Source organism: Porphyrobacter sp. TH134 (genome assembly GCF_002855495.1).
Lineage (GTDB): Bacteria > Pseudomonadota > Alphaproteobacteria > Sphingomonadales > Sphingomonadaceae > Erythrobacter.
In genome coordinates, this window is sequence record NZ_PKRO01000025.1 from 25,788 (window position 1) to 44,519 (window position 18,732).

The following is an 18,732-nucleotide window of genomic DNA, read 5'->3' on the forward strand; positions in this document are numbered from 1 at the left end:
CTGACTGACAGCCCCTCCCCCGGAGACCTTCACTGATGAATGCTGCTGCATCCGCCCCGCCTACCTCTGCTGCCATCGGCCGCGATTTTCTTGCGTCGATCGTGGTCTTTCTGGTCGCCTTGCCCCTTTGCATGGGGGTGGCGATTGCGTCAGGGGCGCCGCCTGCGCTTGGCTTGATCACCGGCATTGTCGGCGGGTTGGTGGTTGGCAGCATTGCCGGATCACCCTTGCAGGTCAGCGGGCCTGCCGCCGGCATGGCCGTGCTGGTGTACCAGCTCGTGCAGGAACACGGGCTGCTCATGCTCGGCGTGGTCGGGCTGATCGCGGGCGCGCTGCAATTGCTGGCCGGGGTCTTCAAGCTCGGCCAATGGTTCCGGGCGATCTCGCCCTCGGTCATTCACGGGATGCTGGCCGGGATCGGCGTGCTGATCTTCGTGTCGCAAATCCACGTGATGCTCGATGATGCGCCGCGGGCCAGCGGTCTGTTGAACATTGCCGCCATTCCCGAGGCGATTGTGAAGGTCTTCCCCGTTGATGGCTCGGTCCACCATCTTGCGGCGATGGCAGGGATTGTGACGATCGCCACGATCGTGCTGTGGAACCAGTTCAAGCCCAAGGCGCTGGCGCTGCTGCCGGGGCCGCTGCTTGGTGTGATTGTCGGGGCTGTGTTCGCGCTCATCTTTGCGCTGCCAATCACGCTGGTCGCTATTCCCGACAACCTTGCGAGCGGTCTGAATATCCCCACCGCCGAGGCGCTGGCCGGGTTCACCAATCCCGATATCCTGACGCTCGGCCTTGTCTTTGCTTTTGTTGCGAGCGCCGAAACCCTGCTGTGCGCCACGGCCGTCGACAAGATGCACATCGGCACACGCACCGATTACGACAAAGAACTGCGCGCCCAAGGCATCGGCAACATGATCTGCGGCGGATTGGGCGCACTGCCGATGACCGGGGTGATCGTGCGGTCGGCTGCCAATGTCGAAGCGGGCGCGACCACGCGGCTTTCCGCGATCCTGCACGGCGGCTGGTTGCTGCTGGCGGTCGTTGCCTTCCCGTTCGTGCTGAACGCGATCCCGACCTCGGTGCTGGCCGCGATCCTCGTCTACACCGGGTACAAGCTGGTCAATGTCGCGCAGATCCGCAAGATCGCCGAGTTTGGCCGGCAGGAACTGGTGATCTATTTCGCCACGCTCGCCGGCGTCGTGCTGATCGATCTCTTGACCGGGGTGGTCATCGGCTTTGGCCTTGCGACCCTCAAACTGGTCTATACCTTTTCGCACCTCGATATCCGGCGCGAGCATGACGAGCAGACGGGCCGGGTCGATCTGTGGATGACAGGATCAGCCACGTTCTTCTCGATCCCGCAATTGGGCAAGGCCCTGGAAAGCTCGCCCGCGGGCGCCGAAGTCCACATCCACGTCGAAAAGCTCGACTATATCGACCACGCCTGCCTTGAAATGCTGTCGTCGTGGGAAAAACTCCACCAAAGCACCGGCGGTTCTCTTGTGGTGGAATGGAGCGAGCTGGTGGAACGCTACGGTCGCCGGTCGGAAGACCCCAGCAAGACCGAGATACCGGGCCTGATGATCCGCCCTGCCGCATAACTTTGACGCAGGGCGGCCCTCCGGTCAGGCCACCGGTTCGACCGCCTCTGCGCTCCACAACCGCTTGGCTTGCTGAATATCGACGGGTGTAGCGCGGCTCAGCCGGTGAGCGATAAAGTCGATTCCGTCGATCAGCCAGGTCGCCAAATCCGGCTGCGCCAAACGATAGACGCGCTTCTGCCCTTGGGTTTCGGTTTCGACCAAGGCAATCGCCCGCAACACCCCAAGGTGCTGCGAGACACGGGTGGGCGAGATTTCGAGCATGTCGCCCAACTCGTTGACGGTCTGTTCGCCCGCTTGAAGTTTCAGTAACAGCCTGATGCGATCAGGATGCGATATCTGCCGCAACACATGCGCCAATTCATTTGCAACAATCTTACGGCTGGGCATCAGGCGACCTTTCAAAAGCAACAAACTGGTGATTGTTTACGACACAACGCGCAATAAGGGTGATTGGCTCCCGGAAATTGCAGTTTGTGCAATTTTTATCGCGCGCCACGGTGGTTGGTCGCGCTTGCTGACAGCCGCGCCCTTGCACAGCATGGAAATGAAATCGCTATCGCTGACCTGCGTCAGGTAAGGCGCATCGCCGCCCCGGCCCGATGTGGTCACGCCGCTATCACGCAACTGCGCCCAGCCTGCGTAGAGCCGCCATGCCCCGCGGGCCGCGCCGCCTTCATGCAGCACCAGCGCCAGCGCGTGGATCAGCGCCGGCGCGTCAAGCGGGATACGGGTCAGTCCTTCGCCAGCGATCTCGCATCCTGCCAGTCGCAGGCCGCGCCCATGCCACAAAATCGGCCATGCTTTGCGCACCCCGCTGACTTCGCTCAGCAGCGTAAACACAATGCTGCGCACATCGGGCATGGCGATGATCGCATCCCATTGTGGGCTACCTGCCATTAGCGCTGGCAACGCCTGCTCGATCGTCAGGATATCAAATGCGGGTGCCTCGTGGGTCAATCCCTTGCCGGCGGCCAGCAACTGGCGGGCGAGCGCATTGCGCTGCCGGGCGTGGACGATGATCGCAAGCCGCTCGCGCCCCTCGGCATGGGCGGCGCGGATCATCCGGCGCATCAGGCCCGCGCGCGGCAACGGAACACCGCAGTCCTCATCCACCGGACATTGCGCCGGATGCGGGCTCAACAACATCAGATCGAACCCGCGTTGACTGGCAGCAGCGCCGCGGGCGTGATCGATGAGATAACTCGCGGCGAAATCTGCGGGCGGCAGACCGGCGAGGCCGCCATACTGAAAGGCAGCCGGGCTCCAGCCCATCCACGGCGAAAAGACCGGCGGAGCGGGTACAGCATTGCTGCCAGCAAGCGCCCAATCGGTCATACGCGGCAAGCGGCGCGAACGCGCAGCCGGCACGAATTCAACCGCAATCCCCAGCCAATCCAGCAATTGCGCCAGCGCAGCGCTCCAATCGTCCGGGGCGCATTCGGCAGGCTGTGCAAGCCGCAACGGCGATGTCACGACCGACAATTGCGGGCCGCGCGCGGACATCATGCCTGCACGAGCGACAGCCGATTGCTGGTCGGTGATGTGACTGCTGTGGTCCATATGCCGGATCCCTTGCGTGCCCGAGAGAAGACAGAGGCCGCCTGTTAGACCCGCGTGCACCTCCAGAAAAATTCAATCTTTCTTCGCAAACGTTCTAAAATATGAATGATTGCAGATTTATGCCTCCTGTGCGCGCGCTGTACCGCGTCTTGCAACCGCGGCATCGCACAGGCATCATCGCGGCGGGAGCAGAGGGGGATGGTACGACAATGATACCCGCAAGATTGCGCGCCGGTGCGGCGCTGGCGCTTGTCATGGCCGCGATCAGCGGCGCGCAGGCCCAGAACGCAAGCGAGGCCACGCGCGTAGCACAAGCCGCCGCCCTCGCCGCCTTGCCGGACGAAGGCGCCCGCGACGCCGCGTTTTCCACGCGCGGTTTTCTGGCCACTGGCACGCAGCCGCTGATCCTCAATGCCGCCGGAAAACCTGTCTGGAACCTTGCCGCCTATGATTTCGTCAAAGGTCCGGCGCCCGATACGGTCAACCCCAGCCTGTGGCGGCACATGACCCATCTGAAGCACCACGGCCTGTATCAGGTCACCCCCAATGTCTGGCAGGTGCGCGGGTTTGACGTATCGAACATGACGATCATTCGCGGCGCAACGGGCTGGATCGTGATTGACCCGCTGACCAGTGTCGAGGCCGCGCAGGCCGCACTGGCGCTGGTCAATGCCACCCTTGGCCAGCGCCCTGTCAGCGGGTTGATCTATTCCCACAGCCACGGCGATCATTTCGGCGGAGCGCGCGGCGTGGTGGAACCCGACGCTGTCAAAGCGGGCCGCGTGCCAGTGATCGCGCCTGAAGGCTTCATGGAAGAGGCCACATCCGAAAACGTCATGGCTGGCGGCGCGATGATGCGGCGCGCAGCCTACCAGTTTGGCACCGGCCTGACCCCCGGCCCCGCAGGGCAAATGGGCAGCGGGATCGGCATGGGGCTGTCGGCCGGCACGCTGTCGCTGATCGCGCCGACTGACACGATCGCCAAAACCGGCGAGACGCGGCTGGTGGACGGCATCAGCCTCGAATTCCAGATCGTGTCAGGCACCGAGGCTCCGGCCGAATTCAATGTCTTCATCCGACCCGAAAAGACCTTTCTGGCCGCCGAGATTGCGACCTGCACCTTGCATAACATCCTTACCCCGCGCGGCGCGAAGGTGCGCGATGCACGGGCGTGGGCGCATTATCTCGATGAGGCCGCCCGCCGCTATGCCCCGGCCAGCGATGTGGTGATTTCAAGCCATTGCTGGCCGATCTTCGGGAGGGCCGAGGGCACAGCCTGGCTGACCGCCCAACGCGACAATTACCGCTGGCTGCACGATCAGACCGTACGCCGCATGAACCGGGGCGAGACGATGCACGAAATCGCCGAAGCGCTCGAAAACGCGGCCCCGCCGGGGTTGGCGGGCGAGTGGTCGGCGCGCGGCTATTACGGCACTGTCAGCCACAACGCCAAGGCGATCTACCAGTTCTATCTCGGATGGTATGATGCAGTTCCTGCTAATCTCCACGCCCATCCGCCAGTCGCGCGGGCGCAGCGGTTGGTCGAGGCGCTCGGCGGGGCGGAGCGGACGCTGGCGCTGGCAGAGACGGCGATGGCAGCCGGCGATTATCGCTGGGCATCGGACTTGCTGCAAAACCTTGTGTTTGCAGCGCCTGACAATGCGGCTGCCAAAGCCAGGCTGGCGCATAGCTATCAGCAGCAAGGCTATCAGGCTGAAAGCGCGATCTGGCGCAACCAATTCCTCGGCGCGGCAAGCGACCTCACGCGCGGCCGCGCGGCGATGACGGCGGCCCAAAGCGCCGATCTGATCGCAGCCTTGGCAACACAGGAACTGCTCGATTCAGCGGCCACCCGCTTTGCGCCCGAACGCTTCGGCACCCGCCCCCTGGTGATCGGGATTGACCTGACCGACCGCAACGAACAGGCCATGATCGAGGCCAATGGTCAGGCAATGATCGGCCGTGTCGGCACGCTGCCCAAAGCGCCGGATGTGACCATTCGCGGTCCGCGGCTGGCCTTGCTGGCTCTGTTCTTCCTGAAGCAGCCGGTCAGCGCGCTGGAAGGCGGCGGGCTTCAGGTCGAAGGCGACAAGGCCGCTTTGCAGGGCTTGATCGATGCGCTCGATCCGATGCCGCAGGGCTTTGAAATCGTCACGCCTTGAAGCGCGTCAGAACGAACATTCGGCCTGCACCGCGCTGTCATCGCGGGTGATTTCGCTGATCTGGAGGGTAAAGTCCCCCTTCGATGCGAAAGTCAGCCGTGCGCCCGCCGCATCAAGGCAGGCCGGCGTCAGCACCATTTCGCGCCAGCCCTTGCCTTCAGCGACGGACAGGCCCTGCGTGATATCGAGCGACTTGCCGCCTGCGGTAACCGTCACCGGCCCGGCCGGGCGCTGGCTGACCTGATAGGCAATCCGCCATGCCGCGCCGCTTTCAGGCCCGGTCAGGGTGAGTTTCGCTCCCGGTGCAAAGGCGATCCGGCGGGCATCTTCCTGGGCGCGGCGATCAAGGCCGGTCGCGGTGATACCATTGCCGCCGCCCCGCAGGTCGGGCAGCAATGCATTGTCCGCCACTGCCTGAACCTGCATGCCCAGCTTGCCATTGGCAAACCACACCGCGCCCGTATCGGCGGTCAGCGCGGCGCAGGTTTCGTCCAACGGCAACAGCGTCCGCGCGCTCTCGAACGCGAGGCCGAAGCCGACCGGAAACAGCGCGGCTTGCGCATCATTGACCGGAGCGCCCTCGCACGTTGCAGGCCAACTGAACGACAGGCGCCCGGTTGGCCGGCGCTGGCCGAACAGGATATCGGCTACCCCTGCCCCTTCGCTGCCCGGCAGCCACGCGGCCACAAAGGCATCGGCGGCGTTCAGCTCGCGGTTCACCCACAAGGGGCGGCCCGACAGGAACACCGCGACGGTGCGAATGCCGCGCGCGCGGTAGGCTTTGAGCAGCGCCAAGCCCTCTTGGTCGCGGAAGACCAGATCCTTCCGGTCGCCCACGAATTCGGCATAGGGTTCCTCGCCAAAGACGACGATGGCGACATCCGGCGTGCTGGCCGTGCTGCCCTTGGGTGCCAGCACCGCCTCGCCGCCGCCCGCCTTGACCGCAGCCGCGATCCCAGCCCAGATTGACGTTGCACCGGGGAAATCGGCAGCGGTCAGATCGCCGCCGCCTTGCCATGTCACCGACCAGCCGCCCGCTTGCTGCGGCACATTGTCCGCCGCGCTCCCGGCGACTTCGATCCGCGCAGCCGGGTCAAGCGGCAACAGCCCGGCGTTCTTCAGCAACACCTGCGACTTTGCTGCCGCCTCGCGCGCGATGGCGCGGTGTTCGGGCGAACCGAGCCGGTCCCACTTGCCGCCCAGCGCGCGGGCCGAAGGCGTCACCTCGCCATCGAAAATCCCCAGCTTGGCCTTCAACCGCAGCACCCGCAGCACCGCTTCATCCAGCCGCGCCATCGGGATCGTGCCATCCTTGACCTGTGCCAGCAGGCTGGCGTGAAGCGCCTTCCAGTCTTCGGGCACCATGTACACATCAAGGCCCGCCAGCAGCGCCTGCGGGCAATTGCCATTCGTGCAGCCGGTAACCTGCCCGTGGCCGTTCCAGTCGCCGACCACCAGCCCTTCAAATCCCAGCGTGCCGCGCAACTCGCCGGTAAGCAGCGGCGCGTTGCCGTGCATCTTGGAGCCGTTGATCGAATTGAAGCTGGCCATCACACTGGCAACGCCTGCGCCGATAGCGGCTGGATAGGGTGCCGCATGGATGGCCATCAGGTCGGCAAGGTTGCCGTTGACATCGCCCTGATCCACGCCTTGCGCCGTACCGCCATCGCCGAAGAAATGCTTGGCCGTGGCGGCTACCTTGCCTTCCCCGAGAAAGCCGGGCTCGCCGGGGCGGCCTTGCAGGCCCTCCACCATCGCCGCACCAAGGCGGCTGACCAGCACCGGGTCTTCGCCATAGCTTTCATAGGTGCGGCCCCAGCGATCATCGCGCGCGACCGCGATGGTGGGGGCAAAGGTCCAGTCGATCCCGGTCACTTCGATTTCAGCCGCGGTTGCAGCGCCGATGCGGCGGATCAGGTCAACATCGCCGGTCGCTCCCAGCGCGATGTTATGGGGGAACACCGTCGCGCCAATCACATTGGCATGGCCGTGCACCGCGTCGGTCGCCCACAGCGCCGGGATCGCCGGTTCGCCCCCCGTCAGCGGCGCGGTGGAGGCTTGCCAATATTCGTCGGCGAGCTTCAGCCAGTCTGCGGCCGGGGCCTTGTCGTTGCCGTAAGGGCCGGAATTGCCGCCGTTGAGGATCGTGCCGAAACGGTAACGGCGCATGTCCTGCGGCGTGATCGCGCCGATATCGGGCATGATGATCTGGGCCACCTTGCGCTCCAGGCTCATGCGCGCCAGCAAGGCTTCAGGCGTGTTTGCGCTGGCCGTGGCGGCGGCAGGCGCGCTGGCGGACCGAACATCGGGCACGGCGGCGCATCCGGCCAAAAGCGCTGCCAGCGCTGCCCCGCCAGCCAATCGGCCCAACCCGTTGCGTACCATCAAACCAGTCCCTCCCAAGACCTGCTGCTCATTTTGAGAACGTTATCAACGTATGCCGCCGCCCGCCCGCTTTGGCAAGCGATTAGGCGCGCTTCAAACCCGCCGACCAAGGCTTGCGAGCAGCACCGCACTGCACAGCGACAGCGCGGCAAACAGCACAAACAGCCCTGCATATCCGAAGCGCGGGACCAGCAACACCGTCAGCCATGGCATCACCATGCCGGGCACTGTGTTGGTGAGATTGAACACACCAAGATCGCGCCCCCGGTGTTGAGGGGCGGGCAGCACCCGCAAGGTCTGGCTGGCATGCAGGGCCAGGAACACCGCCGCCGCTATCGCAAACAGCACGTAACCCGCAATCGCCAGGGGCAGCGTGCCTGCCGCTGCCATCACCAGCATGCCCGCTGCGCACAGCAGGGCCGCCGCCATCAACGGCACCACCGGGCGGGCGCGGCGATCGGACCAGCGGCCCACCACAAGGCTGATCGGCACCGCACACACCAGCACCGCGCTGAAGATATTGGCCGCGCCGTTTTCGGGGTAGCCCGGCGCGATCGACCGCAGCCAGTACAGCAGAAAGGCAAACATGCCGCCTTCGGCCACCTGGACAAGCAGCCGGGCCGCCCACATCCGCGCCATCGCACTCTGGTGCAGCGGCGAGGTCCGGCGGATTGCCTCGCGCGGCACCATCAGCGCTGGCCGCACGCGCTGGGCGCCGCACAGCAGAACTGGCAGCACCAGCGCGCTCACCAGCACGGCAACAAGCGCAAGCCGTGCCTCGGGCACCACCAGCCCGGCATAGGTGACCAGCGATCCTGCCAGCGCGCCCAGCGCCGGCGACAGCGCCAGCGCCCCGCCCAGCACGCCCTTCTGTGCATCGGGAAAGCAGTCACCCGCCCACGCCATCAGCGGCGCAAGCATCAGGTTGAGCGCCACTTGCCACATCATTACCAGCACCACGATGGCAGTCACACTGCGCGCCTCGCCCACCGCCAGCAGCAGCACGTTTGAAAGGACAAGCCCCACCGCGATCCACGGCCGCCGCGTGCGGCTGCGATCACTCATCATGCCCACCGCGATATTGGCAAGGCTTGCCATGACTGCGCCAAGGAAGGTGACCTGCGCCAGCGCGGTGACATCTTCGCGGCCCTGTAGTTCGGCGATGCGCTGCGGCAGTAGAACTGTCAGCAGCGGCACATAGGCCACCGCGCCTCCGGCCGATGCCAGCGCAAACAGCGCCAGAAACCAGCCCGGCTGGCGTTCTGGCTGCGGCGCAGGCGCTGCGTCCGTCACTTCCGGTCCGCAGGCGGCGGCGCGGTGGAGGCGCGTTCGACCAATGCGGCGGCAACTTCGATGACAGTATCGCCGTCACCATCGGGCCGGCGCGCAATCAATTGCTCCACCGCGCGCGACACCGTTTCGGCAATCGGCTGATCGATCGCAGTCAGTGGCGGTTGGGAAAAGCGAACGATCGGCGTATTGTCGAAAGAAATCAGCGACAGATCATGCGGGACACCAAGCCCCCGCTCGCGCGCGACTTCCAGTGCGGCCAGCGTCATCTGATCGCTCGATGCGATAATCGCGGTCAGATCAGGATTGCGGTCGAGCAACGCGCGTGCGGCGCGGGTGCCGGATTCGTAACCGAAATCGCCGACTTCAAGCAGGCCTTCATGCGGCAGCCCTGCTTCGACGAGCGCGCGCTTCCAGCCTTCGATCCGCCAGCCGCTCAGGCTGTATTGCGATGGCCCTGCGATCATGCCGATGCGGCGGTGGCCAAGCGCCATCAGATGAGTGGCGGCAAGATGCGCTGCGCCCGCATCGCCCATTGTCAGCGCGATCCCCGGTCCCGGCGCGTCCGATCCGATCCGCGCAAACGGGATGCTCCGGCTTGCCAGCAAAGCGGTAATCAGGCCGTTTTCCGAGTGCGGCGGGGTCAGGATCACGCCATCGGGCTGCAACGCCGAAAGCGCCGCGCCCAGTTCGCGCTCGACGTGATCGGAATGGGTATCGACCAATTCCACCATCATTCGGTAGCCGTGCTGGGTGCAGGTCAGGATCCCGCCGAGCAGCATCTGGTCAACCCAGTCGGTCCCCAGCCGGGCGCGCCAATCGGCGAGTGTACGTTCGCGGTCATTGATGGCCAGGATGATGTACGACCGCGACCCGCTCATCCGCTGGGCGGCAAGGCTGGGGACATAGCCCAGCCGGTCAATCGACGCGCGCACCTTGTCGCGCAATTGCGGGCGCACGTTCGGTCCGCCGTTCACCACCCGGCTTACCGTCTGAAGCGAGACGCCCGCATCTTCGGCGACGTCCCTGATTGTGACTGTCTTGCGCACCCGCGCCATTGCCCGTTCAACCCTGCCCTGCCCACCGCATGCACGCGCGCGTCATTGCCGGATCACTAGCGCAAGCGGCGGCCCTGATCCAGCCGGTCGCGCTGCCGGCGCCGCACCGTTCTGCGGGGCGGTCACCAACGCGCAAAACAGCAGGGCTGCCGCAAGCCTTACCGCCTGCCGCAGCCCTGCCCATTTATCGCCTGATCACCCGTCAGAATTCGAAGCGAGCAAGGAAGGTGTAGCGCCGGTCATTGCGGAAAGCGGACCGTGTTACCCGGTTGCCATCGAAGTCGACAACCTGGCTGGTGCGGGTCACTTCGTCGAGCAGGTTCACGCCCTGCACCCCGACTTTCAACCCGTCCATCACCGTCACGAAAATCGAAGCATCCAGCTGCCCGGTGGCCTCTTGCCAGATCGGCGAGAACGGGAAAATGTCATCACGCGGCGTAATGAGGAAGTCCGACCGCCAGTTGTAGGCTGCCCGCATCGACAGCCAGTCCTTTTCGTAGAACACCGTCGCGTTCAGCGCGTGCTTGGAAATCCCGGCCAAGGGCTGCCCGGCAACAAATGCGCCGCCGTTGAGCTGGTTGGCCCCCGTCGCCACCGATGGCGCACCCACGCCCGACAGGTTCGGGTTCGAAAAATCACTGCCATCGACATAGGTGTAAGTGAATTGCGAACCCAACCCGCTCAGCACACCCGGAAGGAAATCATAGGTTTGCTGATAGGCAAACTCGACACCCTTCAGGATCCCGTCCTGCGAATTGACCGGGCCTTCCAGCGCCACCTGAACCGGCGGGTTCGACTGGTAATCGACTGTGCTGAAGCCGGTATCAATAAAGCCGCTGACATCCTTGACGAAGCCGGCCAGCGTCACCGAGCCAACGTCGTCAAAATACCATTCGACCGACAGATCGTAATTCCAGATCGATACCGGCAACAGATTGCGGTTGCCAGTCTGCAAGGCGAATAGCGGGCCATTGGCCAAGGCCTGACCGCCGGCAATTTCAAGCGCATTGGTGTTATCGGCAATCCCGCCGCCGGCGCGGAACAATTGCAGATCGGGGCGCGAGATGTTCTTGGATGCCGCGACCCTGAACAACAGCCCGCCGCCGACGTCTAGCTTGGCATTGAAGCTGGGCAGCCAGTGTTCGAACACGATGTTGCGATCATCCACCAAGACTTCGCCGGTATGGGCGGCGGCGAACTGGGCGAGGCGCTGCGGCGACAAGGCGCAGTACCCGCGCTGGATACCGGGCACATCCGGGGTCGAGCACAAGGCCTGCAATTCGGACACCTGGACGATGCCATCGCCATTGGACACATTGTTGGCCGGGTCATCGAAGCGCGCCGGATCGGGCAAGCCGATGCGGCCTAGGCTGGTGACTTCGGTCTCGACGTAACGCAGGCCGATATTGCCTTCGATGTTCCAGCCATTGCCGAAATCCGTGCCGTAATCGACGCGGGCATAGGCGGCCTTGGTCACTTCGGTCACTACCGAGACTTCGCCCGGACAATACACGCCTTCGATATTGCAGGGCACGATCTCGCCGGTGACAGGGTCGGGCCGCTGGCGGCCGTTCACACCGTAGTTGAAGCGTTCGGGCGAAAGACCGAAAGCCTGGATCTCGCCGATCTGCTTGTCGGTCTGGCCGGACAGATATTCGCCGAGGAAATCATCGCCGCCAAAATAGAACGCACCGCCGTTCTGGATCGGCGTCGGCGCGGCGCCGCGCTGGAAATTGTCGCCAAAGGGGGTGCGATATTGCGCGTAGGCGGGGAAATCATCGACGAAGGCACCGCCCGCAATCGCAAACTCCTGGTCTGGAAGCCCAGTGTAGTAACGGCCCGGGATGAACCCGTTGCCGAACGGCCCCGGCCCTTGCGCACCGCAGCCCGACCCCTCGCCCCAAGGCGCGCAGCCGGCCCGGCCAGCCCAGACCGCAGACAGGTTGCCCCAAGTGCTGAAGTTGGTGTTGCGCGTGGTGCGATCCCGTTCCGCCCAGCGCGCACCGAACCGTGCGGATTTGAAAAAGCCGGTATCGCTGATGTCATATTCGGCATCGAAGCGCAGGCTTTGCAACTCGCCTTCGTTCTTTTCGCGGCTGTCGAGGCCGAACCAGTAATAGCTGTCCCGCCCGGAGGTGAAGTAATCGGCCGGGGCGCCCGGAGGCGCAATGAAATTGACCTGCGGAACCTTGCCCGTCAGGTCGAGGTCGACATTGGCAAAGGTGCTCAACGCCCCAAACACAGAATCGCGCGACAGATCAGACGTGATGTTCTGCGCTTCGAAATTGATCCGGAACCGGTCCGTAATGTTCCATTTGATGTCGAGCGAGAAATCTTCCGTCGTTGTCTGGGTATCCCGCAAAAAGCGCAGCGAATCCAGCGGAATGCCGCCGCGGCCGAAGGGGGTCGCATAGGCATCGCCCGGACGCTGGGTCAGAACCCCGCGCTGGAAGAACCCGCGATCGTCGAACTGCAAGGTGCTGCCAGCCGCGGCAACCGGGAACAGCAATTCATCGTCAACGCGCGAAATCAGCGCGAATTCTTCGGATTCAAAGCCCGCTTCGGCCCGCAGCCATTCAAAGGTGGCAACGAAATTGCCGGTAGGGTCTTCGTATTGAACAACCGCCGACCAGGCTTCGCGGTCGCGATCAAGATCGGTGGTGCGCACACCTGCACCCTTGGGCACCAGCACGGCGCCAGCGGGCGGGAAGTTGTCCGGGGTGAAATTGGGATCGCCCACAAACCCGCCCGATCCGACCGACTGTGCGCGCAGGCACGGCCCGCCAAGGCCCGAAGCGCGGTAGCACGGGTCAGCCACCTGCGAGGCATCGGTGCGGCTCAGCAGTTCCGACTTGGCGTAGGACAATTGCACGCCCACCGCACCGGCGGCATTTTCAAAAGTGGTCGAACCCAGCACCGAAAAGCCCGGCGACCATTCCTGACGCAAGTCGCCGTAATTGGCCTCAAGCGTACCCGCGATGTGCGTGCCCGGCTTGTCGAGCGGCTTGCGGGTGACGAGGTTGACCGTGCCCGAAGGCCCGCCTTCGATCATGTCGGCGGTGACGTTCTTGAACACTTCGACCCGGCCGAGCAGTTCGGGCGAAACGTCGTTGAAGCTGAGTTCGCGCCCGCCGGTTGCCGAGAAGATGTCGCGTCCGTTCAATTCCGACCGGGCGAAGGGCAGGCCGCGGATGATGACGCCGGTGCCTTCGACCGAGAAGCGGTCCGGATCGGTGGTCTTCTCAAAGCGGCCAATGGTGATGCCGGGGATGCGTTGCAGCGTCTCTGCAACCGAACGATCGGGCAGCGCGCCGATGTCTTCGGCGGTTACCGCATCGACAAAGGTGTCGGAATCCCGCTTGATGTTCTGTGCCGATTGCAGTGACGCGCGAAAACCGGTGACGATGATCGCGTTTTCTTCATCGCCCTCGCCTGCAACGCTCGCCTCGTCGGCGGATTGCGCGGCTGCCTCGTCCTGCGCCAGCGCGGGGCTGGCTGCGGCGATGGCTATCGCAGAGGCCGTGCCAAATGCGAACAAGCGCCGACGCGGCGCAACAGGTGCGGTGTTCATGATGTTCAACTCTCCCCATGCCGCGCGACAATATCGTGCCTGTCGCTGCGGGTTGCTGGCCGGTTGTAGCGTAAGTTGAGAGCGTTCTCAAGACTTGTAATCTTGGGTTCATATTGCATTCTGGCAACACTTGGACGCGGCGCTATACCGGCGTTGAGATGGCCCGCAGAGGCTGGACAGGGATCGAGGAAAACGTGGCGATAGAACGGATTATCATCGTTGGCGGCGGCACGGCGGGGTGGATGGCAGCAGCCGCGCTGTCGCGCATCAAGGCCGGACGGGCTGTGGATATTACGCTCATCGAATCCGAGGCGATCGGCACCGTCGGCGTTGGCGAGGCCACGATTCCGCCCTTTGTCGGCTTCAACCAGCTGCTCGGGATCAACGAGGCAGAGATGCTCGCGGAGGTTGGCGGCACCTTCAAGCTGGGCATTCAGTTCGAAAACTGGGGCAAGCTGGGCGACAGCTATATCCACCCCTTTGGTGCCTATGGCTACACGATGGGCGGGATCAGCTTTCATCATGTCTGGCACCGGATGACCCGGGCCGGCGACAAGCGCCCCATCCAGGTCTTCAACCTGGAAACAATGGCGGCCTATTTCGGCAAGTTTGCCCGCACCGAGGATTATACCCGCGACGATCTGCCGCCGGTCAATTACGCCTATCACCTCGATGCGGGCCGCTACGCCGCCTACCTGCGCCGCTTTGCCGAAACGCGCGGCGTCGTGCGGGAGGAAGGCCGGATCGCCGATGTGGCGCTGGACGGCGAAACGGGTTTTGTCACCAGTGTAACGCTGGATGATGGCCGCCGGTTTGCGGGCGATCTGTTTGTCGATTGCTCCGGCTTTCGGGGGCTATTGATCGAACAGGCGCTGAGGACAGGTTACGATGACTGGAGCCATTACCTCCCCTGCAACCGCGCGGTCGCCCTGCCCTGCCAGCGTGAGGACGGCAGCCCGCCCCCGCCCTTCACTCGCGCCACCGCCCATAGTGCAGGCTGGCAGTGGCAAGTGCCACTGCAACACCGCAACGGTAACGGCCACGTCTATTGTTCGTCCTACATGGAAGACAGCCAAGCGCTCGACATTCTGCTCGGCAATATTGCGGGCAAGCCGCAGGCGGAACCTAACTGGCTGCGCTTCACGACGGGACGCCGGAAGAAGTTCTGGAACAAGAACGTGGTCGCCCTCGGACTGGCGGCGGGCTTCATGGAGCCTTTGGAGTCGACCTCGATCCACCTCGTCAACACCGGGATCGACAAGCTGATCTCGCTGTTGTCGCTGGACGGGATCACCAAGGTGCAGGAAGACACCTTCAACCGCCTGACGGGCCGCGAATATGCCCGCATCCGCGATTTCCTGATCCTGCATTACAACGCCACACAGCGCAGCGATTCCGAGTTCTGGAACTACGTCAGGACGATGGCAGTGCCCGATACCCTCACGGAGAAAGTCGAAATCTTCCGCGCTAACGGCCAGATTTTCCGCGAGGAAGATGAACTTTTCACCGAAACCAGCTGGGCTGCCGTGATGATGGGGCAAGGCATCACCATGGGCGGGCACAACGCGATGGCCGATGCGATCGACAGCCCGGCAGCCCGGGCCGAAGTCGACGAAATGGAAAAATCGATCCGCTACATGGTGCAGCACATGCCGGGTCACGGCGACTATCTGGCGCGCTATTGCCCGGCACCAATGGCGGCGTGACACACATTTACGGATCGCCCGCGCGGGATTCTTGACAAACCGAGGTCGCGGCAGGAAGGGGAACGCCAGCCGTCTCCTGCCCCTTCCCGCCCGAGGTTTTCCGCCATGACCCACGTTCCGCCCGGCTGGACCGCGCTGGTGCTGGCCGGACAGCGCCCCGGTATCGATCCGGTGGCCGCGCAATTTGGGCTGGAAGCCAAGGCGCTTGTTCCGGTGGCGGGTGAAGTGATGCTGGGCCGGGTGCTGATGGCGCTGGCCGATACGCCTGAAATCGCCCGGATCATTGTGCTTGCGCAGAATGCGCCAGAACTGCTGTTGCACCCTCACCTTGCCTGGGCCGCAGCCGAACCGCGCATTTCGGCCCGCATATCGGGGGCCACCATCAGCGGATCGGTCCTTGCGGCGATCGGCGATCCGGCCACGGGGTTACCGGTGCTCGTCACCACCGCCGACAATGTCATGCTGACCCCGGCCAGCGTCACGGAGTTTATCGGCGGGGCAGGTGCAAGCGATGTCAGCGTGGCGCTGGTCGAGCGCGCCAGGCTTGAAGCCGCTGTCGGGCCCAACCGCCGGACGTGGCTGACCTTCAAGGATGGGGCCTTCACCGGTGCCAACCTGTTCGCCCTGACCGCCCCTGCCGCCGCCAATGCGCTGAGGTTTTGGGAAAAGGTCGAACAGGACCGCAAGTCGGTGCTGCGCCTCGCGTCGCATTTCGGCCCAGTGCTGATGATCAAACTGCTGGCGCGGCGGATGACGGTTCATCAGGCGCTCACAGCAGCCGGCGCAAAGCTCGGGGCCAGCGCCGCCCCGGTGCTGCTGAGCGACGGACGCATGGGCGTGGATGTGGACAAGCCTGAAGATCACGCACTGGCCGAACGGCTGCTGGCGGAGCGGGGCTGACACCGCGTGCCGCACATTGCTCTTTATGATCTTGACCGCACGGTGACGCGCGCGCCGACCTTTACGCCGTTCCTCATTCACATGGCGGCGTCAGGCAATCCGTTGCGGCTGCTGGCGGTCCCGCTGTGGGTGCTGGCGATGCTGGGTTACAAGGCGAAGCTGTATGGCCGCAAGCCGCTGAAGCAGTTCGGTCTTCGCATCATGGTCGGAAGGGTGGTGCGCAGCCCGCGGCTGCAACCGCGCATCGATGCCTTTGTCGCGCGCCAGATTGCACGCAATATCCAGCCCGGCGCGCGAACGCAGATCGCAGCCGACCGAGCGGGCGGGATGCAACTTGTGCTGGTGACCGCAGCGCCCGAAATCTATGCGGAAGGGATTGCGCAGGCGCTCGGGTTCGATGCATGCATCGCCACCCGGCACCTACGCGATGCGCAGGGCAACTTGCTGGCGCTGATTGATGGCGAAAACAATTATGGCGGCCACAAGGTTGCCAATGTTCAGGCATGGCTTGCCGCCGCAGGGCTGACCCGGGCTGATGTCCAATGCACAGCCTACACCGATCATGCCAGCGACGCCCCGATCCTCAATTACGCTGATACCGGCGTGCTTGTCGGCCGTTTCGCGCGGCCCGATCCCGGCTGGACCCAGGCCGACTGGAGCACGGCGGCATGAAGCGCATCTGCTTCCTTTTCAACCATGACCAGATCCACCAGCTGGCCCACAGCCTGCCCATCGCGATGGCGCTGGCCGCACGCGGCGAGCATCGGATCGTGCTGGCCTTCACGCGCGTATCGATCCGCAAGGAGATTGAGCGGCAGACCGATCCCGCTTTGCTGGCGCGGGTGGAGCTTGTGCGGCTGCGGCTGAAGCGTGGCGGATCCCAATGGCTGGCGGCCACGCTGGAGCAGCTGGTGCCAGCCACGAAGCTGCTGATATACCGCGATAATCTGGACTTTTTCCAGAGCTTTGATGCTGTCGTCGTCTCGGAAAAAACGTCACTGCTGTTGAAGACCGTCTACGGACTTGAAGGCCTCAAGCTGATCCACACCCGGCACGGGGCGGGCGACCGGGCGATCGGTTTCAACCGCGAAAGTGCAGGGTTTGATCTGGTGCTGGTTTCCGGGCCCAAAATCCGCGATCGGCTGATAGCGGAGGCCGGTCTGCGGCCGGATCAGATTGCGTTGGTCGGCTATCCCAAGTTCGATCTGTGTGCGGGCAACCGCTTTTCCGACTCGTTCCCTGCGCCCCAGCGCCCGACCGTGCTGTATAACCCCCACCCCTCGCCCAAGCTGTCGAGCTGGTTCAAGCATGGCGCAGCCGTGCTGCAATCGTTCCGCGATCAGGACCGCTACAATCTCATCTTTGCGCCGCACGTCATGCTGTTTGAACGCAAATGGGTGGTCACGCTTGACCCCCCAAGCCTCGCACGGGTCGTCCCGCCGGGCCGCAGCCTGCGCGCAGCCCCGCGCATTCACTGCGACACCGGCAGCGCTGCCAGCAGCGATATGAGCTATACCAACCGGGCCGATATCTACCTTGGGGATGTCAGCAGTCAGGTTTACGAATTCCTGCGCGTGCCCCGCCCCTGCCTGTTCCTCAACAGCCACGGGGTCGATTGGCAGGATGATCCCAGTTACCTGCATTGGCGGGCAGGGCCGGTGCTGGATAATCCCGACCGTCTGCTTGATGCGATTGATGCTGCGGTTGCCGCCCATCCGGACTACGCCCCGATCCAGCAAGGACTGGTCGACGCCACCTTCTCGCTCAGCCAGCGTGCGTCAGCCGACCGTGCGGCAGATGCGATCATCGCATTCCTCGAAGGATCAACCACCGGTGGCTAGGCTCGGCGATTTTTGGCGGTACGGCGTGGTCAAGACGCTGCGCAAACTGAAAGCCGCAGCGCTTTCGCCGGTGCTGGCGATGCGCGCAGGAAGGCCGGTGCGCTCAGCTTACGGCGTGCTGATGACCCCGAACTGGCAGGACACCACGTTTCGTTATTGCATCTTTGGCACCTACGGCCGGGATCTGGCCGATCTGTTGCTGGGACAGAGTGATGATTTCGTGTTCGTGGATATCGGCGCCAACCAGGGGCTTTACTCGCTTGTCGCGGCGCAGAACCCCCGGTGCCGCCAGATCATCGCGTTTGAACCTGTGCCCGCAACCCACGCGCGGCTTGCGGCCAATGTCGCGCTGAACGGCGGGGCCGCGCGCACGGTGCTCCACCATGTTGCCATCGCTGACAGCGTGGGCGAGGTCACGATCAGCGTCGCCGAGGGCCACACCGGCACGGCAACGCTGGCCGGGCGCGACAATGGCAAGCCGGCCAGCGGAGGCGTGACCATCCACACCATCAACGCGCCGCTGCTTGACCCGCTGCTGGCGGGCGATCTTCCGTTTGTCAACGGCGGAGTAAAAGTCGGCCATTGGGCGGCGCAAAATCAGGCCACTTGATCCGCGCCTTGGCGAGCGCTGGGAGGGCGTAGCCCGAGCGGG

13 protein-coding genes are annotated in these 18,732 nt (G+C 64.2%); 7 read left to right on the forward strand and 6 right to left on the reverse strand.

The features are described 5' to 3' along the window. Positions 1-35 precede the first annotated feature (35 nt). Positions 36-1,604: a SulP family inorganic anion transporter gene (locus C0V72_RS11205; protein WP_101794225.1), complete on the forward strand. Its 1,569-nt coding sequence runs from the start codon at positions 36-38 to the stop codon at positions 1,602-1,604. Positions 1,605-1,628: 24 nt separating this feature from the next. Here C0V72_RS11205 and C0V72_RS11210 read toward each other — a convergent pair whose 3' ends face one another. After that, positions 1,629-2,018, reverse strand: coding sequence for an ArsR/SmtB family transcription factor (locus C0V72_RS11210; protein ID WP_233999907.1), 390 nt, complete (start codon positions 2,016-2,018; stop codon positions 1,629-1,631). A 12-nt stretch (positions 2,019-2,030) separates the two neighbouring features. Continuing rightward, on the reverse strand, positions 2,031-3,167 hold the full coding sequence (locus C0V72_RS11215; RefSeq protein ID WP_101794226.1) for a hypothetical protein: 1,137 nt from the start codon (positions 3,165-3,167) through the stop codon (positions 2,031-2,033). A gap of 209 nt (positions 3,168-3,376) precedes the next feature. Between C0V72_RS11215 and C0V72_RS11220 the strand changes: the two genes are divergently transcribed. Then, positions 3,377-5,329, forward strand: coding sequence for an alkyl/aryl-sulfatase (locus C0V72_RS11220; RefSeq protein WP_172439001.1), 1,953 nt, complete (start codon positions 3,377-3,379; stop codon positions 5,327-5,329). Between the two features lie 6 nt (positions 5,330-5,335). Here C0V72_RS11220 and C0V72_RS11225 read toward each other — a convergent pair whose 3' ends face one another. From C0V72_RS11225 to C0V72_RS11240, 4 genes are all read right to left on the reverse strand, one after another. Next, positions 5,336-7,714: a glycoside hydrolase family 3 protein gene (locus C0V72_RS11225; protein WP_101794228.1), complete on the reverse strand. Its 2,379-nt coding sequence runs from the start codon at positions 7,712-7,714 to the stop codon at positions 5,336-5,338. A gap of 93 nt (positions 7,715-7,807) precedes the next feature. Then, positions 7,808-9,007 (reverse strand): MFS transporter, encoded by a 1,200-nt coding sequence (locus C0V72_RS11230; RefSeq protein ID WP_101794229.1) that lies wholly within the window; start codon positions 9,005-9,007, stop codon positions 7,808-7,810. Beyond that, positions 9,004-10,062, reverse strand: a complete 1,059-nt coding sequence (locus C0V72_RS11235; protein ID WP_101794230.1) for a LacI family DNA-binding transcriptional regulator — start codon at positions 10,060-10,062, stop codon at positions 9,004-9,006. Before C0V72_RS11235 ends, C0V72_RS11230 begins: the two co-directional genes overlap by 4 nt. A 202-nt stretch (positions 10,063-10,264) precedes the next feature. Then, complete coding sequence (locus C0V72_RS11240) at positions 10,265-13,633, reverse strand: TonB-dependent receptor (RefSeq protein ID WP_101794231.1); 3,369 nt, start codon at positions 13,631-13,633, stop codon at positions 10,265-10,267. A 158-nt stretch (positions 13,634-13,791) separates the two neighbouring features. On the opposite strand from C0V72_RS11240, the gene C0V72_RS11245 reads away from it, so the two are divergent. The 5 genes from C0V72_RS11245 to C0V72_RS11265 all read left to right on the forward strand — a co-directional run bounded on the left by C0V72_RS11245 (position 13,792) and on the right by C0V72_RS11265 (position 18,690). Beyond that, positions 13,792-15,339, forward strand: coding sequence for a tryptophan halogenase family protein (locus C0V72_RS11245; protein WP_101794232.1), 1,548 nt, complete (start codon positions 13,792-13,794; stop codon positions 15,337-15,339). Positions 15,340-15,444: 105 nt separating this feature from the next. Further along, complete coding sequence (locus tag C0V72_RS11250) at positions 15,445-16,239, forward strand: NTP transferase domain-containing protein (RefSeq protein ID WP_101794233.1); 795 nt, start codon at positions 15,445-15,447, stop codon at positions 16,237-16,239. Between the two features lie 6 nt (positions 16,240-16,245). Then, positions 16,246-16,911 (forward strand): HAD family hydrolase, encoded by a 666-nt coding sequence (locus C0V72_RS11255; protein WP_101794234.1) that lies wholly within the window; start codon positions 16,246-16,248, stop codon positions 16,909-16,911. Then, entirely contained in the window at positions 16,908-18,080 is a 1,173-nt protein-coding gene (locus C0V72_RS11260; RefSeq protein ID WP_101794235.1) for a hypothetical protein, read from the forward strand. Before C0V72_RS11255 ends, C0V72_RS11260 begins: the two co-directional genes overlap by 4 nt. Then, entirely contained in the window at positions 18,073-18,690 is a 618-nt protein-coding gene (locus tag C0V72_RS11265) for an FkbM family methyltransferase (protein WP_172439002.1), read from the forward strand. Before C0V72_RS11260 ends, C0V72_RS11265 begins: the two co-directional genes overlap by 8 nt. The last annotated feature ends 42 nt before the right edge of the window (positions 18,691-18,732 follow it).